Below are 20551 nucleotides of genomic sequence, written 5' to 3'. Positions count from 1 at the left end.
AACGTATGAACCAGACCAACCACGGTATTACCCTTCAACCCGGCCAGCTGGGCTTACACGACCTGCGCGCGGTCTGGGCCGGCCACGCGCCGCTCACCCTGGCGCCCAGCGCCTGGCCGGCAGTGCAGGCTTCGCTCGCGCTGGTCGACGCCATCGTCGCCAAGGGCGACCCGGCATATGGCATCAACACCGGTTTCGGCATCCTGGCCAAGGCCCATATTCCGAACGAGCAGCTGGCCGCGCTGCAGCGCAACCTGATCCTGTCGCATGCGGTCGGTACCGGTCCGCTGATCGCGGACAACATCGTGCGCCTGATCATGCTGACCAAGATCGGCAGCCTGGCACGCGGCTATTCCGGCGTGCGTCCGGTCATCATCGAGACCCTGGTCGCGCTGTACAACGCGGGCATCATGCCGGCGATTCCCTGCCAGGGCTCGGTCGGCGCCTCGGGCGATTTGGCGCCACTGGCCCACATGACGCTGGCGATGCTGGGCGTGGGCCCGGTGCGCTATCGCGGCGAGATCGTCGAGGCGATGGACGCGCTCGACGCCGCCGGGATTGCTCCGGTGACACTGGGCGCGAAAGAAGGCCTGGCCCTGATCAACGGTACCCAGGTGTCAACCGCGCTGGCGCTGCACGGCCTGTTCATGGCCGAGCGCGTGCTGGAAGCGGGCATGGTGGCGGGGGCGCTCTCGCTCGACGCCGCGCGCGGCAGCGACGCGCCGTTCGATGCGCGCATCCACGCGGTACGCGGCCAGCCGGGCCAGATCACGGCCGCCGGCATCTACCGCGAGCTGGTGGCGGGCAGCGCGATCCGCGCCTCGCACCTGGTTGGCGACGAGCGCGTGCAAGACCCGTACAGCCTGCGCTGCCAGCCGCAGGTAATGGGCGCGGCGATGGACATCATCGCCAACGCCGGCCGCACCTTGCTGATCGAAGCCAATGCCGTCACCGATAATCCGCTGCTGTTCCCAGGGGCGCCGGATGTCGCCGCGTCCGGCGACATCCTCTCGGGCGGTAATTTCCATGCCGAGCCGGTGGCCTTTGCCGCCGACACGCTGGCCCTGGCCATCGCCGAGATCGGTGCGCTGTCCGAGCGCCGTATCGCGCTGCTGATCGACGCCAACCTGTCCGGCCTGCCCGCCTTCCTGGTGCGCGAGCCGGGCCTGAATTCGGGCTTCATGATCGCCCACGTCACCGCAGCGGCGCTGGCGTCCGAGAACAAGTCGCTGGCCCATCCGGCCAGCGTCGATAGCCTGCCGACCTCGGCCAACCAGGAAGACCATGTCAGCATGGCCACCTTCGCGGCGCGCCGTCTGGACCAGATGGCGCACAATACCTCGGTCATCGTGGGAATCGAGCTGCTGGCGGCGGCGCAGGGCATCGAATTTCACCGTCCGCTGCGCACGTCAAGCCACCTCGAGCACGTGCATGCGCAGCTGCGCGCGCAGGTAGCCCCGTATGATGCCGACCGCTTCTTCGCGCCGGACATCGAGGCCGCCCGCACGATGGTAGTCAATGGCGAGCTGTCGGCCACGTGCAAGGAATTGTTCGTCGCATTACACCCGTAACACACCACCCAGGAGGGGCAATGGATTTTCGGTTCAAGGCAGGCAGGCTTCCGGTACTGGTGTCGATGCCCCACGCGGGCACCGATATCCCGGACGAGGTAGCAGGATTGATGTCGCCCTGCGCGGCAGCGCGCGCGGACACCGACTGGCACCTGCCCGAACTCTACGGCTTCCTGGAAGAGATGGGCGTGTCGACCATCTCGGCGCGCTGGTCGCGCTACCTGATCGACCTGAACCGCCCGCCGGAGAACACCAATCTGTACCCGGGGATGGACACCACGGGGCTGTGCCCGGTCGATACCTTCGGCCGCGAGCCCCTCTACCTGCCGGGCCGCACGCCGGACGAGGCGGAGGTGCAGCGCCGCCTGCAGCGCTACTGGATGCCCTACCACGCCCAGTTGCGCGCCGAACTCGACCGCCTGAAGGCCGAGTTCGGCCGCGTGGTGCTGTGGGACGCCCATTCGATCGCCTCCAGCGTGCCGCGCTTCTTCGAGGGCCGCCTGCCCGACCTGAATTTCGGCACCGCCGACGGCGCCTCCTGCGCACCCGGCCTGGAGCAGGCGGTGGTTGGCGTCGCGCGGGCGCAGGACCGTTTCAGCATTGCCGTCAACGGGCGCTTCAAGGGCGGCCACATCACCCGCCACTACGGCCAGCCGCAGGACAATGTGCACGCGATCCAGCTCGAGATGTGCCAATGCCTGTACATGAACGAGGCGGCGCCCTTCGACTACCGTCCCGAGGTGGCGGCGCAGGTGCAGCCGCTGCTGCGCGCCATGATCGGCGCGGCCGCCGACTGGGTGCGCGCATGAGGGCCTTGTTCGCCCGCCATGCACTGCTGCCGCAAGGCTGGCAGCGCGACGTGCTGCTCGAATGGGACGTGCATGGCGAGCTGACCCGCGTGGCGCCTCAGGCCGCGCCGCCGCTGGGCGTGGCGCGCGCCGACTACGTGGTGCCGGGCATGGTCAACCTGCATTCGCACGCCTTCCAGCGCGCGCTGGGCGGGCTCACCGAGCGCGCCGCGGCGGGCGCCGATGGTGGCCACGACAGCTTCTGGACCTGGCGCGACCTGATGTACCGTTTCGCCGCGCGCATCACGCCCGAGCAAATCGAGGCAATCGCCGCCCAGCTGTTTTCGGAATGCCTGCGCCACGGTTATACCTCGCTGTGCGAATTTCATTACCTGCAGCGCGCACCGGGCGGCCAAGCGTATGCGCGCCCGGCCGAAACCGCCGAACGCATCGCGGCCGCCGGACACGCCACCGGCATGGGGGTGACGCTGCTGCCGGTGCTGTACAGCCATGCCGGTTTCGGCGAGCAGCCACTGCGCCCGCAGCAGCAGCGCTTTCGCACCGGCGTCGACGACATCCTCGGCATCGTCGATGCGCTCGGCGTGCTGCGCGGTCCGCAGCTCGAGGTCGGCGCCGCGCCGCACTCGCTGCGCGCGGCCAGCATTGAACAAGTGCGCGAGCTGGCCGCCGGCTTGCCGGCCGGACGCCCGCTGCATATCCATATCGCCGAGCAGCAGGCCGAGGTCGAGCAAAGCATCGCCCACACCAGACGCCGCCCGGTCGAGTACCTGATGGAGCATATCGGCGTGGACGAACGCTGGTGCCTGGTGCATGCCACCCACCTCAACGCGGACGAAACCCGCGCGCTGGCCCGCAGCGGCGCCATCGCCGGCTTGTGCCCGACCACCGAGGCCAACCTGGGCGACGGCCTGTTTCCGCTGCAAGACTATATCGAGGCGGGCGGGCGCTTTGGCATCGGCAGCGACAGCCATGTATCGCACAGTCCGGTCGAGGAATTGCGCTGGCTGGAATATGGCCAGCGGCTCAGGCACCAGCGCCGCAATATCGCGTTCACACCAGAACAGCGCGACATCGGCCAGTACTTGTGGCAAGCTGCATTGCGCGGCGGCGCCCAGGCGACCGGGCGCAAGGTCGGCGCGCTCGAGCAGGGCCGGCGTGCCGACCTCCTGGTGCTGGACGGGACGCATCCGAACCTCGATGGGGTGGCGGACGCAGACGTACTCGGGCGCTTCCTGTTTTGCGGTAACGATAACCTGGTGCGCGATGTGCTGTGCGGCGGGCGCTGGGTGGTGCAGGCTGGCCGCCACATGGCGCAGGATGCGATCGCGCAGCGCTACCGACAAGCCGTTCATGAATTACGCGAGGTGAGCCAATGACTGTACTGATCCAATTCGCTAGTCTGTCGCCGGTGCCGTGGAAAAACGGCGGCGGCAGCACGACCGAAATCGCCATCGGGCCGCCCGATTCGGGCTTCGAGGATTTCGACTGGCGCGTGAGCCTCGCCACCATCGAGAAAGACGGCGCGTTCTCGCAGTTTCCCGGCGTGGACCGCACGCTGGCGCTGGTCGAAGGGCATGGCATGACGCTCGATATCGACGGCGACCCGGTGCTGGTGACCGACGGCGATCCGGTGATCGCCTTCGACGGTAGTTCGCACGTCACGGCAAAACTCAACCGCGGCGGCAGCACCGACTTCAATGCGATGACGCGCAGCGACCGCTGCTACCACACCTTCGGGCGGCGCCGGCTCACCGGTACCTCGACCTTCGTGGCGCGCGCCGACGTCACCGTGCTGTTCCTGGCCGAAGGCGAGACGCTGGAACTGCGCAACGAAAAGGAGCGTATCGGCCTGGTGCGCTTCGACGCGGTGGTGCTTCCTGCCGGCTCGATCTGGAAGCTCGAAGCAGGGCAGGCGCTGATCTATATCGTCGACGTCTGGTATCACAACGAAGAAGACGAAGCCGCGTATGAGTGAGATGGCGGACCTGCTGTTTATCAACGTGCGCCTGGCCACGATGGTGGACGGCTACGGCGAGATGCTAGATGCCGCACTGGCGGTGAAAGACGGGCGCATTGCCTGGCTCGGCGCGCTCGGCGATGCACCAGCGGCGGCGACCGAACACGATTGCGGCGGCATGTGGATGACGCCGGGCCTGGTCGACTGCCACACCCACATCGTCCACGCCGGCAACCGTAGCGACGAATGGGAAGCGCGTCTGAACGGCGCCACCTACGAAGACATCGCCCGCCAGGGCGGCGGCATCATGTCGACGGTACGCGCCACGCGCCAGGCCGATGCCGGGTCGCTGCTGGCCCAGAGCCTGCCGCGGGTGGCCCAGCTCCTGTCCGAAGGCGTGACCACCATCGAAATCAAATCGGGCTACGGCCTGGAGCTGGCCGCCGAAGAACGCATGCTGCGCGCCGCGCGCGAGCTCGCGCAGCGCCTGCCGGTGCGGGTTGCTAGCACCTTCCTGGGCGCCCACGCTCTGCCGCCCGAATTCGCCGGCCGGCCCGACGCCTATGTCGATGAACTGTGCGAGCGCATGCTGCCGCAGCTCGCCGCCCAGGGCCTGATCGATGCGGTGGACGCTTTCTGCGAACGGATCGGCTTTACGCTTGCCCAGACCGAGCGCGTATTCGCCGCCGCGCACAAGCTCGGCCTGCCGGTCAAGCTGCATGCCGAACAGTTATCCAGCCAGGGCGGCGCCGAGCTGGTGGCGCGCTTCGGCGGCCTGTCGGCCGACCACCTCGAACACATCACGCCAGAGGGCATCGAGGCGATGGCGCGTGCCGGCACCGTGGCGGTGCTGCTACCGGGGGCCTATTACTTCTTGCGCGAGACCACGCCGCCGCCAATCGCCGCGCTGCGCGCTGCCGGCGTGCCGATGGCGGTGGCCACCGATTGCAATCCTGGTACCTCGCCCATGAGTTCACTGCTGCTGGCGATGAACATGGCGTGCACCATGTGGCGCCTGACACCGCAAGAGGCGCTGCTGGGCGCTACCTGCCACGCCGCGCGCGCGCTTGGCCTGGACGGCGAGATCGGGACGCTGGAAACCGGAAAGGTGGCCGACCTGGCCTTGTGGGATATCGCCCGCCCGGCCGACCTGGCCTATGCGATGGGCTTGAACCCCTGCCGCGCGGTGGTCAACGGCGGCGTGCTGCGTCCCGCCCATCTCTCCCCCGGATAAGGCGCGGCGCAGACGGACAGGGAGCTGTTTCGTCGTGCTTGCCGACTTATCCGCAGCTGACCTCGCTTTTCTTGATTGCCGTCAAAGCGCCAGTTTCCAGCTAAGGAATGATGACCTTACTGGGTATGACAAGGCGGCGAGCATGGTAACCGCATGCATGAATGAATCCCGCTCGTTAATCCCACTTTAAGAAAGCGGCTTTATAGTTCAGCTGTGTGATTCACCATCTCCCCTCCCCATTTGTAAAAATGGGTTCGCCCACGGTGCCTTCCGGTCCCGTGGGTTTTTCTTTGTGCCGCCGTGTCAGCGTTCTGCCATGGCGGTGAGGGTGGCGCCAGTGAGGCGGCAGATACGCCAGTCCGGCATGACGTCCGCACCCATCGACTTGTAGAACCGGATGGCCGGCTCGTTCCAGTCCAGCACCGACCACTCGAAGCGCCCGCATTCGCGTTCCACCGCGATCTGCGCCAGGCGCGCCAGCATCCTGGTGCCATAGCCCTTGCCACGGTGCGACTGCAGTACGTAGAGGTCTTCCAGGTACAGGCCCTTTTTGGTGAGGAAGGTCGAGAAATTATGGAAGAACAGGGCGAAAGCGACCACCTGGCCGTCTTCTTCGCCGATGATGGCTTCGCACGATGCACGCGCGCCGAACAGGCCTTCGTGCAGCAGCGCTTCGGTGGATACCACCTGATGTTCGAGTTTTTCGAATACGGCCAGCTCCATGATCATGGACTGGATATGGCCGACGTCGAGGGCGGTAGCGGGGCGGATGGTAAATTGGGTCATGGGGTTTCGATGGGGTTGTTCAGGTTAGCAGCTTGCACGGGTCTGGCCGCGGGCGCATGCAGGGCCCAGGCCACGCTGGCCAGGCACAGGACCATGCCGGCGAATTCGACCGGCCCGGGACGGTAATCCTCGAGCTGGATCGACAGCAGTACCGACAGCACCGGCGTGACGACGCCGATATACACGGTTTTCTGCGCGCCGATGCGGTTGATCAGGGTGAAGTAGGCGAAGAAGGCGATCACCGAACCGAAGATCGACAGGTAGACCAGCCCCGCCCAATAGGTGGCACTCGGGGGCAGCACGAAGCGGTCGCCATTCATCAGCGACCATACGGTGACCAGGCTGGCGCCCCATAGCATCGACCACGCCATGCTCAGTGGCAGGTTGGCGCACTCTTGCTGCACCTTGCTGACCACGATGCTGCCGGCCGAACTGGCGATGGTTGCCACCAGTGCCAGGATCACGCCAGCGATGAAATTGGCGCTGCCCCCGCGCTGGTAGTCGTGCCAGGCAATGGCGAGCGAATGCGAGAACAGCAGGGCCACGCCGGCAATGGCCGCTACGCCGCACACGACCGTGCGTGCCGAAATGCCGGTGCCGAAGAATAAACGGCTCAGGAGCGGCGTCCAGAACACCATCAGCGCGAACATCACGGCCACCAGTCCCGACACCACATACTGTTCGGACTCGTAGGTGCAGAGGTACGAGATGCAGAAAGTGAGCACGCCCTGCAGTGCAATCCAGCGGTGGGTACGCAGCGGCAGCCGCAAGCGGTCGCCCCGCACGATGCAGATGACGAACAGCGTCGCGGCGGCTAGAAAGAAGCGGTAGGCCACCGACACAGCCGGCGGCGCTTCGCCCAGCTGCAGCGTGATGGCGAAGAAGGTAGAGCCCCAGATCAGCGAGGCGACGGTAAACAAGACGGAAGAAGGCATCGCGGGAGTATACGTGCTCGGCAGCGTTCCCGCACTATCTGCCTGCCACCAAACGGTCAGTAGGCCAGGTTGAAGCGCCGATACAGGAAGCTGAGCACAAACAGCGGCCCAATCAGCAAGAACCGCAGGTCATCCAGGAAGGACGGCTTCTTCCCTTCGATCTTGTGCCCGATGAACTGGCCGATCCACGCCACCACGAACACCGCGATCGACACCGGCAGCACGGTCATGGGCGGCATCAGCGCCAGCACCCCCAGCATCGCGGCGCTCATCGCGCCCATCCCGATGGCAAACCCGCGCGAGAGCTTGTAGTAGTAATGGAGCGCGCCCAGCGTGGCCGCCACCGCCAGCACCGGATGGATCGCCCACAGGATGCCCAGCAGGCCCAGGACAATCAGCGGGATGCAGACGATGTGGATGATTTCGTTGGTATGGTTCTGGTGGCTGTCGCCATAGCGCTCCAGCAAGATGTCGATATCGCGGGGTGGTGTGCGGTGCTCCATGCTGGTCTCCGGCTGGCTTGTTGCGGGCGATTCTACACCGCCTGTCGCGGCATCCAGGCGCAATGGTTGGCGAAACCTCGAGCGCCCGGTTCTGCCCTGGCACTACAATGCCACCATGCCGCATTTCCTCGACACCCCACAATCGGCGCCGCTGACCGGGCTGGCCCCGGTGATCGGGCCGGGCACCCGCGTGCTGGTGCTCGGCAGCTTTCCCGGCGCCGCCTCGCTCGCCGCCCAGCAGTACTACGCCCATCCGCGCAACCAGTTCTGGCCCCTCGTCTCGGCCGTTGTCGAGGACGACCTGACAGCGCTGCCCTATCAAGATCGCTTGACGCGCCTGCTGGCGCACGGCTTTGGCCTGTGGGATGTGCTGGGCGCCTGCGAGCGCGAAGGCAGCCTCGATGCAAGCATCCGCAAAGCGGCCGCCAACGATTTCGAGCGCTTGCGCACCGTGTGCCCCATGCTGCAAACAGTGGGCTTCAACGGCCAGGCAGCGGGCAAGTTTGCGCCGCAGTTCGCTGCCGCTGGTTATCGTAGCCTGGTGCTGCCATCGAGTTCGCCGGCGCATCAGGCTATGCGCCTGGAACAGAAGCTGGCGATCTGGCGCCAACTGGCGCTGCCTGCAGGATCGTGAATGCTGCCGCAGGCCGGGGTATTGCGCCGTTCACCGGATGGGCGCCAGCGCCGCACTCGCCCGTCGCAAATGCGCCAGCTTGGCCGAATAAACCTGCCGCATTTCCTGCCGGGTGCTGGTGTCGACCGCCTTGGCGATCTGCTCGCGGGCGTGGCCCAGCTCGCCCAGCTGCAGGTGCGACACGCCGAGCCAGAAGCGGAATTCGTCGTTGTATGGGGCGCGCCTGACCTCGCGCTCGAACAGGTCGCGGGCCTTGCCGTAGTCGCCGGCGCGTAGCGCGATCATGCCCTGGTCGAAGTGGTGGTAGGGAGGATAGGGCTCGATGCTGGCGATGCGCCTGGCCAGCGCCGCTGCTTCTTCTTGCTTGCCCAGCCTGGCCAGCACCGGCTGCAGGTTGCGCATGACCGCCATGTTCTCCGGCTCGCGCTCCAGGGCCGCGCGGTAGGTTTGCTCGGCAAGCAGCATGTCGCCATGCTTTTCGTAGATGACGCCGAGCGTATTGAGGGCGCGGAGCATGCCGGGGCGCTTGGCCACCGCCGCCCGCGCCCACCAGTAGGCGTCGTCGATGCGGTCTTGTACCAGCATCTCGGCCGCGCGGTTGTTCAGGTAGAGCGCGACGATGTCTTGTTCGTCGACCTCGCGCGCGCGCAGGCGCGCCGCGGCGTCCTGGGGAATGAAGTCGACCAGCAGCATGTCGTCCTGGTCGCTGCTGCGCACGCCGCTTTCTGCGCGCTGGCCCAGGCTGATATTGACATGCGCGCTGGCCAGGTACAGGCCGGCGCTACGGCTCCAGGCATCGTCCACGTCCACGCTGCGGTAGCGAACCGGCATGCCCAGTTCCTTGGCAAAGGCCGCGGTCATGATCACCAGCGACAGGCAGTTGCCCGAGCGGTCGGCATAGGTTTCGGCGGCGGTGCGGGTTTTCGAGGATTCGTATTGGAGCTTGAGATCGCTCTTGCTGTAGAGCGCCGCGACCAGGCCGCGGTGCTGGCCCAGCTGGCGCAGCTGGACGGTAAAGGCGTGGCTGTTGAGGTAAGCCCGCATCGCCGGACTGAGGGTGAACAGGTCGTCGGCGCCGACTTTGTCGCGCGGTGGCGCGAAGCGCGCATCGGCAAACGGGGCAGGGGCCGCGGCGGGCGGCTGCATGCCGGCGCATCCGGCCAGCAGCGACCACGTTAGCAATAACGACAACAAGACCGTAAAGCGCGGCATGGCATACCTCCGGGCGTACTGACAGGCGCAGTATCTGCCTGTGCCGCGGGGATGTCAAAGCTTGTTCATTCCTCGTGAAACGCTTCGGCCAGTTCGTCCAGCAGTTCGGCGGTTTCTTCATCCGACAAGCCAAGGTAGGCGCAGGCGGCGGCGCCGCCCTTGCTCCATTCGAGCGAAGCGCCATCGCCCTGGTAGCGGCTGATGGCGCTTTCGGCCAGCAGCGACAGCGCCACCAGCGAGCGAACCGTGCCACTGGTCGAGGTGTCGTCGATCACGTCATAGTCGTGATGGTGCAGGATGGCCCAGCCGACATCGCTTGAGAGCCCCCAGTTGCGCGCCAGCAGGCAGCCGACGGCGGCGTGGCTGGTACTGTGGCGTTGTTCTTCCAGTGCTGTAAACGGACGCTCCGCTTCCAGCGCCGCGTCGGCATAGGTGGTGGCGTAGTCGGCGAAGCGCTCGATCAGCAGCGGCACGCCGGTGTCGCAAAACAGGCCGAAGGTGTGGGCCACGTCCGCTTCGCCGATGCGCAGGCGGCGCGACAGGAACACCATCGCCTGGGCGCGGCGGGTCGAGATGTCCCAGAAGCTGGCCAGGCTGGCGCTGTTGACGGGAATCGCCTGGCGCGCCAGCAGGCCGGTCATCAGTGCCGCCACCTGGTTGATGCCGAGGAACAGGATCGCCTGCTCGATCGACTTGGCCTTGCGGCCACCGTAGATCGATGAATTGGCCAGCTTGAGCAGCGCGCCCGACATGCCGACGTCGCTCGCCACGATCTTGCCGATCGCTTCCGGCGACGGGTCGTTTGAAGCCAGCTCGCGCTGCATGTCGGCAAGCAGGCTCGGGCGCGGAGGGATGCGGATCGACTTGATCAGCGCATCGACCTGGTCGAGATGCGCGAGATGCGCGGTGGGATCGGCGACGGTATTCATGGGCAGGCAGGGAAGCGTAGCTTCGGGGGCATGGGTCAGCCTTCACTATACCCCAGTCGCCGCTCACTTGCATTGAGGCAATACTCTAAGTAGGGGCCGACTGTGGTGATTTCACCAAAGCGGCGTCTCAGACGAGCCCGCGATAAAATCAGCCCATGGTTGTTTCAACACTATCCGGCATTGACTTTAGCGCCCCGGCCGACGTCGTCGCGCGCCAGCTGATCGGCGTCACGGTGCTGATCGACGGCGTCGGTGGACGCATCGTCGAGACCGAAGCCTATGACCGAGAAGACCCGGCGTCGCACGCCTATTCCGGCCCGAGCGCGCGCAATGCCGCGATGTTCGGGCCGCCCGCGCACGCCTATGTCTATCGATCCTACGGCATTCATTGGTGCCTGAATTTCGTCTGCCGCGAAGAAGGCCATGGAGCCGGGGTGCTGATCCGTGCGCTCGAACCGGTGGCCGGCCTCGACCAGATGCGCCAGCGCCGCGACGCCGACGACGAATGGCTGCTGTGCTCGGGTCCCGGCAAGCTATGCCAGGCGCTGGGCGTGACCCGAGCCCTCAACGGCATGCCCTTGTCGATGCCGCCCTTCGAGTTGCTGCCCGGCCCCCTCGATTTGCCGATCGTGGCGGGGCCGCGTATCGGCATTTCGAAGGCGGTGGACGTGCCCTGGAGGTTCGGCCTGGCCGGCTCGCGTTTCGTCAGCCGGCCGCTGCGCTGATGTCAAAGCCGGCGCTGGCGCTGGCGCTGGCTTTGGGGTTCGGACGCGGGCAGGGCGCGCACCGGGCGCCGGCGCATCGCGCTCGCGCTACCGCGCCGTTCTTGCAGGCCGTGAAAGCCCGATTCGTCGTGGTCCGCTTCGTCAACTTCGGTATCGAGCTCGCCGTCAGGCGATTCACCGCCGCCTGCGAACTTGAAGATCGAGACTGCCCGGGTCAGGTTGACGGTCTGTTCGTGCAGGCTCTCGGCAGCGGCCGCGGCTTCCTCGACCAGGGCGGCATTTTGCTGCGTCATGCTGTCCATCTGGCCGACCGCCTTGTTGACTTCGGCGATGCCGTCGGCCTGCTCGGTGCTGGCCACGCTGATGCGGCCGATGATGTCGTTCACCTGGCGCACCGAGGCGACGATGTCGCCCATGCTGGCGCCGGCCTGGCTGACCGAGGCGCTGCCGTCCTCGATGATCTTCACCGAGTCGGCGATCAGGCCCTTGATCTCGCGCGCCGCCGCCGCCGAGCGCTGCGCCAGGGTGCGCACTTCGGCCGCCACGACCGCAAAGCCGCGTCCCTGCTCGCCGGCGCGGGCCGCTTCCACCGCCGCGTTCAGGGCCAGCAGATTGGTCTGGAACGAGATGCCGTCGATGACGCCGGTGATCTCGACGATCTTGCGCGAGCTGGCCTGGATCGATTCCATGGTGGATACCGCGCGCTCCACCGACTGGCCACCGGTCGCGGCCAGCTGCGCCGCTTCGGCCGCCAGGCTTGACGCCAGCTGCGCATTGCTGGCGTTTTCCTTCACTGCCGTGGTCAGTTCTTCCATCGTGCTGGCGGTTTGCTCGAGCGAGCCGGCCTGCATCTCGGTGCGGGCCGACAGGTCCAGGTTGCCGCTGGCGATCTCTTTCGACGCCGTGTCGATCGAGCGCACCGAGCCCATGATGCTTTGCAGGGCGCCGTGCAGGCGGCCGATGGCATGATCCAGCGCGCGCGAGGTGTCGGCGATCTCGTCACGGCCGGTGCCGGGCGCGCTCGAGGCCTGCAGGCGGCCCTCGGCCAGGTCGCCCACCACCGTCGCGATCGAGCGGATGTCGGCCAGCATGGCGCGCCGCACCAGCATTGTTACCAGCAGCGACAGGGCGATCGACAGCAGCACCAGGCCCGCCATGCTCATGCCGAGCGTGCGGAATTCGGCCTTGGCGGCGGCGTGCGCCTCCACGCTGAGCTTTTTCTCCAGTGACGCCAGGTGCTGCAGCTCGGCATCGAGCACGACGAACTGCTGTTCGGCCTTTTGCATTGAATTGGTGGCGATCGACTGGTCGACCTGCGCCAGCTCGATCGTCTCGGTGACCGCCTTGCGATAGCTCGCCAGCGCCGCCAGCGACTTGTCCAGCGAAACGCGCTCGCTCGGCTCGGCCAGATTCGCCAGCGCGTCCAGCTTGGCCTTGACGCCCGCATGCTTCTTGTGGATGTCGGCGGTCAGCGCCGCGAGACGATTCTGCGCGAAACTGCCGTTCACCCAGGCCAGCAGCTGATAAATATTGGCGTGCGCAAAACGCGCATCGCCTGCCACGTCCGCCACCGACTGCAGGCGCGCGGCGCGCACCTGCACCATGTGTTCGAGCGAGGCGTTCTGGCGCACCATGCCGTAGTAGGCAGCTGCCGACAGCATGGTCAGCAGCACCAGCACCAGACCCGGAGCCAGCAAGAGTTTGGGACCGATCCGCAGTTGATTGAGCATGCTTGACTCCGGGTGTGGGCTGGTGGGTTGGTCTATTTTTTGTAGATGCCGGCTTCCAGGACCACATCATCCACCCGCTGGATATAGGTGGTCTTCGGCTCGATCTTGCCGCTGGTCGGGTTCTTGTACTGGTAGTCGACCCAGCCTTTGCCTTTGGCGGCGGCGACATCGATGATCTCGCGGCGGTATTTCTTGCCGTTGGCATCGGGCACGTCGGTCAGGTCCTTGCCGACGATGGAAGGGTTGTACGGATGGGCCAGGACGATGCCGGTCTTCAGGTCGCGCATGTCAATGTAGAGTTCGCCCTGGACGTACTCGGCATCTTTCGCGTTAATTTTTTTCATCATCTCGTCCTTGCCCTTGGCTTTCACGAGTGCCACGCCGCGTTCGACCATGGCGATGGCGTCTTTTTCAGTCGGCGCATTGGCCAGGACGGGAGCGGCCACGAAAGCCAGGGACAAGATTGCGGCAGGTGCGAACAACTTCATGGTGATACTCCTTTAGTGAATGTTCTGGGACCAATATTGCTGGAGTGCATTGGCAAATGTACCGGGGCGTTCCCGGGTTGAATTGCGATAACGCAATCTATCGGCAGGGTGGGGTAGGAAGTGTGCAGATTCGGGTCAAGCGATGCCGATTCGTCATGCGAAACGGTGCTTGGCCAGGACAGTTGCGCGACTGTCCGATGGGGCCTAGCCGGCTTGCATAACGACCATCAGGAATGTGCTCTGGGGCAAGGTGCTACTGTAGAATGGGAGGATTTGCCGGGTTCGAAGTAATGAAGTTAGAAAAACAGATCCCTCTGGGGGACCCGCTCGTCAATGGCGTGGGCCACCTGCCATACCGGCGCGACATCGATGGCCTGCGTGCGCTCGCAGTATTGTCGGTAGTGGTGTTCCATGCGTTTCCGGCCTGGCTGCGCGGCGGCTTCATCGGCGTCGATATTTTCTTTGTCATTTCTGGCTTCTTGATTTCCAGCATCGTGCTGCGCGAGCTCGGACAGGGCAGCTTCAGCTTCGCCCATTTCTATGCGCGCCGCGTCAAGCGCATCTTCCCGGCACTGATCCTGGTGCTGGCGTGCTGCCTGGCCTTCGGCTGGCTGGCCCTGTTCCCCGACGAATACCAGCAGCTCGGCAAGCACGTGCTGGGTGGCGCCGGTTTCGCCGCCAATTTCTTCTACTGGGCCCAAATCGGCTATTTCGACACCGCGGCCGACACCAAGCCGCTGCTGCACCTGTGGTCGCTCGGCATCGAAGAGCAGTTCTACATCCTGTGGCCGGTGATCATGCTGGTGGCCTGGAAGCGCCGCATGAACCTGCTGCTGGTGGCGGGCGTGCTGGCGCTGGCATCCTTTGTCGTCAACATCGGTGGTGTCGCCAACCATGCCAGCGCCACCTTTTACTCCCCCGCCAGCCGGGCCTGGGAACTGCTGCTGGGGGCGGGCCTGGCCTGCCTGCATGCACGGGGCACCGGCGCCGGCCCGCTGTCGGGGCGTGCGCTCGCGCTCGCGCGGCATCTCTCTCCCAACTTGCTGTCCTGGAGCGGGGTGCTCCTGCTTGCGCTGGGCTTGGCGCTCATCACGCGCGAGCGCCAGTTTCCGGGCTGGCTGGCGCTGTTGCCGGTGCTGGCTGCGGTGCTGCTGATCAGCGCCGGTCCGCAAGCCTGGTTCAACCGCGTGGTGCTGTCCAACCGCGTGCTGGTGTGGGTCGGCTTGATCAGCTATCCGCTCTACCTGTGGCACTGGCCGCTGCTGTCGTTTGCCCAGATCATCGAGTCGCGCGAGCCGGCCCCCGCCATCCGCGCGGTGGCGGTGGCGCTGGCGATCGTGCTGGCCTGGCTGACCTACCAGGTGGTAGAGCGGCCGCTGCGCTTCGGCGCCGCACGCGGCAAGGTGGCGGCGCTGTGCGCGCTGATGCTGGCCACCGCCGGTGCCGGCGCCTACATCTACTTCAATGAGGGGCTACCGACGCGCAAGCCGATCGAGGACAACCTGGCCAACCAGAAAGCGCTGATCGTGGTCGAGGACCAGGCCAACGCCGCGGCCTGCAAGCAGCGCTATGGCTTCGATTCCGACTATGAATACTGCCTGCAGGCCGATGCGGCGAAAGACCCGACCGTGGTGCTGGTAGGCGACAGCCATGCCTATCATGTGGTGGCCGGCCTGACGCGCTACTACAGCGGTGTCGGCGAAAATCTGTTGATGCTCGGCACCCGCTACCCGTACTGGGGCCTCAATCATGAAAATGACCCTTACCAGATGGCGACGCAGCCGATGCTGGAGCTGGCCCTGGGCATGCCGTCGGTGAAGACCATCGTATTCTCGACCCATGTACGGTTCGACACCAGCCCCGAGCGGCGCTTCCTGGCAGATGCCGCGCGCGACACCTTCCGCCGCTACCTCGCGGCCGGCAAGCACGTGGTGTTCATGAACGACGTGCCGATCCTGAACTTCGACCCACGTTCGTGCATCAAGCGCGCCGGCGTGGCCTCGTCGGCTACCCGTGCGCCGTGCGCGATCGCGCGCAGCGAATGGGACGCGCAGGTGGCGCAGCACAACGCGATCCTCCAACAGTTCATGGAGGAATTTCCGCAGATCGAATGGTTCGACACGGCGTCGGCGCTGTGCGACAAGGACCATTGCAATGTCATGATCGACGGCCGCCTGATGTACCGCGACAAAGACCACCTGAGCTATGACGGCGACCTGTTTGTCGGCAAGCATTTCGCGCAGCGGCCCCAACATCGGGCGCGGCAATAAAGCGGGGGCCCGGATGTCAATCCGGGCCTTCGCCGATGGGCCTGGTCGTCCAGCTTATATGCACCTCTTGTGATAACCCCCATCCATCAGGATCGATCTGGTTGATTGAAGGCAATTTCCAGCAAATTTCCTTAACGTAAGATGAATTCCTTCCGGCAATGACTATTCCCTCGCCGGCTTCCTTCATCTACCGTTTCCTGGAGAATTCCCGTGATCACGACCGAATCGACGCCCTCCAAGTTCAAGCCTTATACCCGGCAGACCATCCACCTGGCACGCCAATGGCAATGGATGACGCCGGATCTCCAGGAAGCGGTGCAGGTGGTGTCGCATGTGCTGCCGTTTCGCGTCAACGCCTACGTGCTCGAGCAACTGATCGACTGGAGCCGGGTGCCCGACGATCCGATCTATCGCCTGACCTTTCCGCACCGCGACATGCTGCCCGCGGCCGAGTACGAACAGCTGCGCGACCTGGTGCTGTACAAGAAAGACGATGCCGCCATTGCACGCCTGGTGCACGGTATCCGCATGCGCATGAACCCGCACCCGGCCGGCCAGATGACGCACAATGTGCCGCGCGTGAACGACGCGCCGCTCCGGGGCCTGCAACACAAGTACAAGGAAACCGTGCTGTTCTTCCCGAGCGCCGGCCAGACCTGTCACGCTTACTGCACCTTCTGCTTCCGCTGGCCGCAGTTCGTCGGCATGGACGACATGAAATTCGACGCGCGCGAGTGCTCCGAGCTGGTGTCCTACCTCGCGGCGCACCCCGACGTCACCGATGTATTGATCACCGGGGGCGACCCGATGATCATGAATACCCGCTCGCTGGCCGAATTCCTCGAGCCGCTGCTGGCGCCCGAACTGGCCCATATCCAGAATATTCGTCTCGGTACCAAGTCGGTTGCCTACTGGCCGCAGCGCTTCGTCTCCGACAAGGATAGCGACGACCTGATGCGACTGTTCGAGAAAGTGGTCGGGGCCGGCAAGAACCTGGCGATCATGGGGCACTACAACCATGCCGTGGAGCTGCGTGCGCCCGTTGCGCAGCAAGCGGTCAAGCGCATCGTCGGTACCGGCGCCACGCTGCGCATGCAAGGGCCGCTGATCCGCCACATCAACGAAGACCCGAAGAGCTGGGCCGAACTCTGGACCACCGGGGTGCGCCTGGGCGCCATACCGTATTACATGTTCGTCGAGCGCGACACCGGCCCGCGCGACTACTTCTCGCTGCCGCTGGCGCGCGCGCACCAGATTTTCCAGGAGGCGTATTCGATGGTCTCGGGCCTGTCGCGCACGGTGCGTGGGCCGTCGATGAGCGCCTTCCCGGGCAAGGTGGTGATCGATGGCATCGTCACCATCAACGACGAGAAGCTGTTCGCGCTGCAGTTCCTGCAAGCCCGCAATCCGGAATGGGTGCGCCGCCCATTCTTTGCCAAATACGATCCCGACGCCACCTGGCTCGACCACCTCAAGCCAGCCTTCGGGCGCGACAAGTTCTTCTTCGAGCACGAGAGCGGCGGTCCCTTGCGCGGTCCGGGCGGGCGCGTGATTCCACTGGTGCCGGCGAACCAGCTGCGCGCCAGCGGCAACGCATGCACTCCGGCCCAGTCCGACGCCGCCTGACGCCAGGCCGGGAGACCTGAACCATGCCGGACCAGGCCATCGCGCCACGCCTGTCCGGCGTGGCGGTTTTTTTCTACGTGTTCCTGCCGTTTGCGCTGGGGCACTACCTGTCTTCGCTGCTGCGCAACGTGAACGCGGTGCTGGCCTCGCACCTGGTCGGGGCGCTCGCGCTCACCCCGGGTCAGCTGGGCCTGCTCACCAGCGCGTTTTTCCTCGCGTTTGCCCTGGTCCAGCTGCCGGTCGGGATTGCCCTGGACCGCTACGGACCGCGCAGGGTGCAGCTGGCGATGATGCTCGTCGGTGCGCTCGGCGCGCTGCTGTTCGCGCGCGGCCACGACTTCGCGCAACTGATGCTCGCGCGCGCCGTCATGGGCCTTGGGCTGGGCGGCTGCTTCATGGCGGCGGTCAAGGCCATCTCTACCTGGATTGCGCCAAGCCGGCTGCCGTCGGTGCATGGCTACCTGATCGCGGTCGGCGGCCTGGGCGCGGCCAGCGCCACCATGCCGGTGCGCCTGGCCCTCGACTATACCGACTGGCGCGGCCTGTTCGTCATGCTGGCGGCCCTGACGGCCTGCTGCGGCCTGCTGATCTGGCTGCTGTGTCCCCAGGCGGCCAGGCCGGCGCCTGGAGCGCCGCGCGCCCCGCTCGGGCAGGCACTGCGCGAGGTGTTCCAGGCGCCGGTATTTCGCACCGCAGCCTCGCTGGTGCTGGTGCCGCATGCGGTGTTCTTCGGCATCCAGGGCCTGTGGATCGGGCGCTGGCTGTCCGATGTCGCGCGCTTTCCCGACGATGCCGTCGCCTACCTGCTGTACCTGGGCATGGCGGCGGTGATCTTCGGCGCCATCGCGGTCGGCATGATCACCGAATGGGCCGCGCGGCGCGGCATTGCCCCATTCGATGTGGCCGCCACCGGCATCGGCCTGTTCCTGCTTATACAGGCCGCCTTCGTGCTCAATTACCAGCCGAGCTTCCAGCTGCTATCGGTGATGTTCACCCTGGTCGGCACGATTACCGGCATCGAATATGCGATCGTCGCGCAATCGATGCCCAAGGAGCTGACCGGGCGCGCGGCGACCTGCCTGAATCTCTTGATCTTCATCGGCGCCTTCGTGGTGCAGGCGGGCTTCGGGCTGATGCTGGGGCTGTGGACTCCGGACGCGGCCGGCCATGCGCCGGCGCTGGCCTACCGCACCGCCTTTGCCGTGCTGCTGCTGGTGCAGCTGCCGGGGCTGGCCGCGTTCGTGCTGCGCCGCCGGCGCCAGTTGCGTGCCGCCGCTGCGTTGCCCTCATCCGTGGCCGGCGCGGACGACGACGCGCCACTGGCTACCCCCTCGTGAAGGGGGGCTTTGCCTGAAATCGGCAACGGCGCGGGCTTGCCAGGCGGGCCAGCATGGCGGCACAATGGTGAGCATCGGTCCATCCCAGGGAGAGAACCACCATGCCCAACCCTAGCTTGCCTCGCCTGTCGGCAGGCGCACTGGTGCTGCTGCTTGCCGCCTGCGGCGACCGATCCACCCTGCCGGTAGGCGCCGACGTCGGCCTGCAACCGACCATCAAGCAACCGGTCAAGCGCCTGATCCCGACCGTCGACATCGCCCCCGCCAAGGGCTGGCCGCAGGGTGGCGTGCCAGCCACTGCACCGGGCCTGGCGGTGCAGGCGTTCGCCGCCAAGCTCGACCACCCGCGCTGGCTGCACGTGCTGCCCAATGGCGACGTGCTGGTGGCGGAAACCAATGCACCGCCGCGTCCCGAGGGCCACAAGGGCATCATGGGCCATATCAAGGGCTATATCATGGGCAAGGTGATGGCGCGGGCCGGGGCCGCCGTGCCGAGCGCCAACCGCATCACATTGCTGCGCGATGCCGACGGCGACGGCGTCGCTGAAACACGCAAGGTGTTCCTCAAGGGCCTGAACTCGCCGTTCGGCATGGCGCTGGTGGGCGACCAGCTCTACGTGGCCAATACCGACGGCATCGTGCGCTTTCCCTACCGCACGGGCGATCTCGAGATAACGGCGCCCGCCCAGCCGGTGGCGGCGCTGCCGGGCGGTCCGCTGAACCACCACTGGACCAAGAACATTCTCGCCAGCCAGGACGGCCGCAAGCTGTACGCCACCGCGGGCTCGAACAGCAACGTCGGCGAGAACGGCATGGACCAGGAGCTCGACCGCGCCGCCATTCTCGAAGTGGACATCGCCACCGGCCAAACGCGCCTGTTCGCCTCTGGCCTGCGCAACCCCAATGGCATGGCCTGGAACCCGCAGACCGGCGCGCTCTGGACCGTCGTCAACGAACGCGACGAACTGGGGAGCGATCTGGTGCCCGACTACCTGACATCGGTGCAAGATGGTGGCTTCTACGGCTGGCCGTACAGTTATTTCGGCAGGCACGTCGATGCGCGCGTCAAGCCGGCGCGCCCCGACCTGGTGGCCAGGGCACTGGTGCCAGACTATGCGCTTGGCGCCCATGTGGCGGCGCTCGGGCTGGTCTTCTACACCGGCGCGCTGCTGCCGCAGTTCGCCAATGGCGCCATCGTCGGTCAGCACGGCTCGTGGAACCGCAAGCCGCTGGCGGGCTATAACGTGGTGTTCATTCCGTTCACCGAGGGCAAGCCATCGGGCAAGCCGGTCGAGGTGCTCAGCGGATTTGTCGACGACAGTGGCGACGCCTTGGGGCGCCCGGTTGGCGTGGCAGTAGACAAGGCGGGTGCGATCCTGGTGGCAGACGATGTAGGAAACGTGGTCTGGCGGGTGACGCCGGCCCGGCGCTGATCAGGCGCGCGTAGCGAACGCGCGGCCGCAGTCGTTCAGGCGCAACCGCGCACCAGCATGATCGGCAGCCCGGTCCAGGCAATCGCCACGAAGGCCAGCGCCGCGCCCAGCGCCGCCGCCCAGTCGAGCAACCTAGCCTGGGTCGCGGCCCGGGCACGCAAGATCGCGCGCTCGCGCCACATCAGCCAGGCGCACACCGCCAGCGCCGCCACGGTGACCATCCCCAGCAGCATCCGGTCGGGTCCACCCGCGCGCATCATGGCCGGCGTGCATTGCGCCGCTGCCACCAGGTAGCAGAAGGTGAAATGCGCCGCCCATATCAGCAGGGGCAGGGTGCCGCGCAGCAGCTGGCGCCAGAAATGATCGTGCATG

General features: G+C 66.1%; 20 protein-coding genes. 11 read left to right on the top strand and 9 right to left on the bottom strand.

Annotated elements, in window-relative coordinates; genetic code table 11:
* Nucleotides 1–5: 5 nt before the first annotated feature.
* Genes hutH through hutI form a run of 5 tightly spaced genes read left to right on the top strand, consistent with a single transcriptional unit; the run spans nt 6 to nt 5571 of the window.
* On the top strand, nt 6–1571 hold the full coding sequence (gene hutH / locus NRS07_RS17675; protein WP_259209320.1) for a histidine ammonia-lyase: 1566 nt from the start codon (nt 6–8) through the stop codon (nt 1569–1571).
* Nucleotides 1572–1591: 20 nt separating this feature from the next.
* The gene (gene hutG, locus NRS07_RS17670) at nt 1592–2380 is read left to right on the top strand and encodes an N-formylglutamate deformylase (RefSeq protein WP_259209317.1); all 789 of its coding nucleotides are present in this window, start codon (nt 1592–1594) and stop codon (nt 2378–2380) included.
* Entirely contained in the window at nt 2377–3756 is a 1380-nt protein-coding gene (locus tag NRS07_RS17665) for a formimidoylglutamate deiminase (RefSeq protein WP_259209315.1), read from the top strand. Before hutG ends, NRS07_RS17665 begins: the two co-directional genes overlap by 4 nt.
* Nucleotides 3753–4355 carry a HutD family protein gene (locus NRS07_RS17660; protein ID WP_259209314.1) on the top strand — a complete coding sequence of 201 codons (603 nt, stop codon included), beginning with the start codon at nt 3753–3755 and terminating at the stop codon, nt 4353–4355. The genes NRS07_RS17665 and NRS07_RS17660 overlap by 4 nt, the downstream gene beginning before the upstream one ends.
* A 1-nt stretch (nt 4356) precedes the next feature.
* Entirely contained in the window at nt 4357–5571 is a 1215-nt protein-coding gene (hutI, locus tag NRS07_RS17655; protein WP_259213356.1) for an imidazolonepropionase, read from the top strand.
* A 303-nt stretch (nt 5572–5874) separates the two neighbouring features.
* Here hutI and NRS07_RS17650 read toward each other — a convergent pair whose 3' ends face one another.
* The 3 genes from NRS07_RS17650 to NRS07_RS17640 are packed head-to-tail and all read right to left on the bottom strand — an operon-like array spanning nt 5875 to nt 7795.
* Nucleotides 5875–6357 carry a GNAT family N-acetyltransferase gene (locus tag NRS07_RS17650; RefSeq protein ID WP_259209312.1) on the bottom strand — a complete coding sequence of 161 codons (483 nt, stop codon included), beginning with the start codon at nt 6355–6357 and terminating at the stop codon, nt 5875–5877.
* Nucleotides 6354–7292: a DMT family transporter gene (locus NRS07_RS17645; RefSeq protein ID WP_259209310.1), complete on the bottom strand. Its 939-nt coding sequence runs from the start codon at nt 7290–7292 to the stop codon at nt 6354–6356. The genes NRS07_RS17650 and NRS07_RS17645 overlap by 4 nt, the downstream gene beginning before the upstream one ends.
* Before the next feature lie 56 nt (nt 7293–7348).
* Nucleotides 7349–7795: a DUF962 domain-containing protein gene (locus tag NRS07_RS17640; RefSeq protein WP_259209308.1), complete on the bottom strand. Its 447-nt coding sequence runs from the start codon at nt 7793–7795 to the stop codon at nt 7349–7351.
* 115 nt (nt 7796–7910) lie between these two features.
* On the opposite strand from NRS07_RS17640, the gene NRS07_RS17635 reads away from it, so the two are divergent.
* Nucleotides 7911–8429 (top strand): DNA-deoxyinosine glycosylase, encoded by a 519-nt coding sequence (locus tag NRS07_RS17635; protein ID WP_259209306.1) that lies wholly within the window; start codon nt 7911–7913, stop codon nt 8427–8429.
* A gap of 30 nt (nt 8430–8459) precedes the next feature.
* Here NRS07_RS17635 and NRS07_RS17630 read toward each other — a convergent pair whose 3' ends face one another.
* Together NRS07_RS17630 and NRS07_RS17625 are read right to left on the bottom strand one after the other, a co-directional pair.
* Nucleotides 8460–9641 carry a tetratricopeptide repeat protein gene (locus tag NRS07_RS17630; protein ID WP_259209305.1) on the bottom strand — a complete coding sequence of 394 codons (1182 nt, stop codon included), beginning with the start codon at nt 9639–9641 and terminating at the stop codon, nt 8460–8462.
* 65 nt (nt 9642–9706) lie between these two features.
* A complete protein-coding gene (locus tag NRS07_RS17625; RefSeq protein WP_259209303.1) occupies nt 9707–10570 on the bottom strand; it encodes an HDOD domain-containing protein in 864 nt (287 codons plus the stop codon).
* 155 nt (nt 10571–10725) lie between these two features.
* Between NRS07_RS17625 and NRS07_RS17620 the strand changes: the two genes are divergently transcribed.
* Nucleotides 10726–11295 (top strand): DNA-3-methyladenine glycosylase, encoded by a 570-nt coding sequence (locus tag NRS07_RS17620; protein WP_259209300.1) that lies wholly within the window; start codon nt 10726–10728, stop codon nt 11293–11295.
* A 2-nt stretch (nt 11296–11297) separates the two neighbouring features.
* On the opposite strand, the gene NRS07_RS17615 is transcribed toward NRS07_RS17620, so the two are convergent.
* Together NRS07_RS17615 and NRS07_RS17610 are read right to left on the bottom strand one after the other, a co-directional pair.
* The gene (locus tag NRS07_RS17615; protein WP_259209297.1) at nt 11298–13025 is read right to left on the bottom strand and encodes a methyl-accepting chemotaxis protein; all 1728 of its coding nucleotides are present in this window, start codon (nt 13023–13025) and stop codon (nt 11298–11300) included.
* A gap of 32 nt (nt 13026–13057) precedes the next feature.
* A complete protein-coding gene (locus tag NRS07_RS17610) occupies nt 13058–13513 on the bottom strand; it encodes a cache domain-containing protein (protein ID WP_259209294.1) in 456 nt (151 codons plus the stop codon).
* Nucleotides 13514–13803: 290 nt separating this feature from the next.
* Here NRS07_RS17610 and NRS07_RS17605 point away from each other — a divergent pair, with 290 nt between their 5' ends.
* The gene (locus tag NRS07_RS17605) at nt 13804–15783 is read left to right on the top strand and encodes an acyltransferase family protein (protein ID WP_259209292.1); all 1980 of its coding nucleotides are present in this window, start codon (nt 13804–13806) and stop codon (nt 15781–15783) included.
* A gap of 16 nt (nt 15784–15799) precedes the next feature.
* On the opposite strand, the gene NRS07_RS17600 is transcribed toward NRS07_RS17605, so the two are convergent.
* On the bottom strand, nt 15800–15970 hold the full coding sequence (locus tag NRS07_RS17600) for a hypothetical protein (protein ID WP_259209290.1): 171 nt from the start codon (nt 15968–15970) through the stop codon (nt 15800–15802).
* A gap of 104 nt (nt 15971–16074) precedes the next feature.
* Here NRS07_RS17600 and NRS07_RS17595 point away from each other — a divergent pair, with 104 nt between their 5' ends.
* From NRS07_RS17595 to NRS07_RS17585, 3 genes are all read left to right on the top strand, one after another.
* A complete protein-coding gene (locus NRS07_RS17595) occupies nt 16075–17409 on the top strand; it encodes a KamA family radical SAM protein (protein ID WP_373889876.1) in 1335 nt (444 codons plus the stop codon).
* 23 nt (nt 17410–17432) lie between these two features.
* Nucleotides 17433–18746, top strand: coding sequence for a nitrate/nitrite transporter (locus NRS07_RS17590; protein WP_259209287.1), 1314 nt, complete (start codon nt 17433–17435; stop codon nt 18744–18746).
* A 101-nt stretch (nt 18747–18847) separates the two neighbouring features.
* Nucleotides 18848–20179, top strand: a complete 1332-nt coding sequence (locus NRS07_RS17585; RefSeq protein WP_259209285.1) for a sorbosone dehydrogenase family protein — start codon at nt 18848–18850, stop codon at nt 20177–20179.
* A 35-nt stretch (nt 20180–20214) separates the two neighbouring features.
* On the opposite strand, the gene NRS07_RS17580 is transcribed toward NRS07_RS17585, so the two are convergent.
* Complete coding sequence (locus NRS07_RS17580; protein WP_259209283.1) at nt 20215–20550, bottom strand: hypothetical protein; 336 nt, start codon at nt 20548–20550, stop codon at nt 20215–20217.
* Nucleotide 20551 lies beyond the last annotated feature (1 nt).

The sequence above is a fragment of the Massilia sp. H6 genome (assembly GCF_024802625.1).
Taxonomy (GTDB): domain Bacteria; phylum Pseudomonadota; class Gammaproteobacteria; order Burkholderiales; family Burkholderiaceae_D; genus Telluria.
Note: the sequence above shows the minus strand (reverse complement) of the source record. Positions and strands in the feature narration are given on the sequence as shown.

Coding starts and splice junctions, on each gene's coding strand:
- hutH (WP_259209320.1), top strand. CDS start 6: ATGAACCAGACCAACCACGGTATTACCCTTCAACCCGGCCAGCTGGGC.
- hutG (WP_259209317.1), top strand. CDS start 1,592: ATGGATTTTCGGTTCAAGGCAGGCAGGCTTCCGGTACTGGTGTCGATG.
- NRS07_RS17665 (WP_259209315.1), top strand. CDS start 2,377: ATGAGGGCCTTGTTCGCCCGCCATGCACTGCTGCCGCAAGGCTGGCAG.
- NRS07_RS17660 (WP_259209314.1), top strand. CDS start 3,753: ATGACTGTACTGATCCAATTCGCTAGTCTGTCGCCGGTGCCGTGGAAA.
- hutI (WP_259213356.1), top strand. CDS start 4,357: ATGGCGGACCTGCTGTTTATCAACGTGCGCCTGGCCACGATGGTGGAC.
- NRS07_RS17650 (WP_259209312.1), bottom strand. CDS start 6,357: ATGACCCAATTTACCATCCGCCCCGCTACCGCCCTCGACGTCGGCCAT.
- NRS07_RS17645 (WP_259209310.1), bottom strand. CDS start 7,292: ATGCCTTCTTCCGTCTTGTTTACCGTCGCCTCGCTGATCTGGGGCTCT.
- NRS07_RS17640 (WP_259209308.1), bottom strand. CDS start 7,795: ATGGAGCACCGCACACCACCCCGCGATATCGACATCTTGCTGGAGCGC.
- NRS07_RS17635 (WP_259209306.1), top strand. CDS start 7,911: ATGCCGCATTTCCTCGACACCCCACAATCGGCGCCGCTGACCGGGCTG.
- NRS07_RS17630 (WP_259209305.1), bottom strand. CDS start 9,641: ATGCCGCGCTTTACGGTCTTGTTGTCGTTATTGCTAACGTGGTCGCTG.
- NRS07_RS17625 (WP_259209303.1), bottom strand. CDS start 10,570: ATGAATACCGTCGCCGATCCCACCGCGCATCTCGCGCATCTCGACCAG.
- NRS07_RS17620 (WP_259209300.1), top strand. CDS start 10,726: ATGGTTGTTTCAACACTATCCGGCATTGACTTTAGCGCCCCGGCCGAC.
- NRS07_RS17615 (WP_259209297.1), bottom strand. CDS start 13,025: ATGCTCAATCAACTGCGGATCGGTCCCAAACTCTTGCTGGCTCCGGGT.
- NRS07_RS17610 (WP_259209294.1), bottom strand. CDS start 13,513: ATGAAGTTGTTCGCACCTGCCGCAATCTTGTCCCTGGCTTTCGTGGCC.
- NRS07_RS17605 (WP_259209292.1), top strand. CDS start 13,804: ATGAAGTTAGAAAAACAGATCCCTCTGGGGGACCCGCTCGTCAATGGC.
- NRS07_RS17600 (WP_259209290.1), bottom strand. CDS start 15,970: ATGAAGGAAGCCGGCGAGGGAATAGTCATTGCCGGAAGGAATTCATCT.
- NRS07_RS17595 (WP_373889876.1), top strand. CDS start 16,075: ATGACGCCGGATCTCCAGGAAGCGGTGCAGGTGGTGTCGCATGTGCTG.
- NRS07_RS17590 (WP_259209287.1), top strand. CDS start 17,433: ATGCCGGACCAGGCCATCGCGCCACGCCTGTCCGGCGTGGCGGTTTTT.
- NRS07_RS17585 (WP_259209285.1), top strand. CDS start 18,848: ATGCCCAACCCTAGCTTGCCTCGCCTGTCGGCAGGCGCACTGGTGCTG.
- NRS07_RS17580 (WP_259209283.1), bottom strand. CDS start 20,550: ATGCACGATCATTTCTGGCGCCAGCTGCTGCGCGGCACCCTGCCCCTG.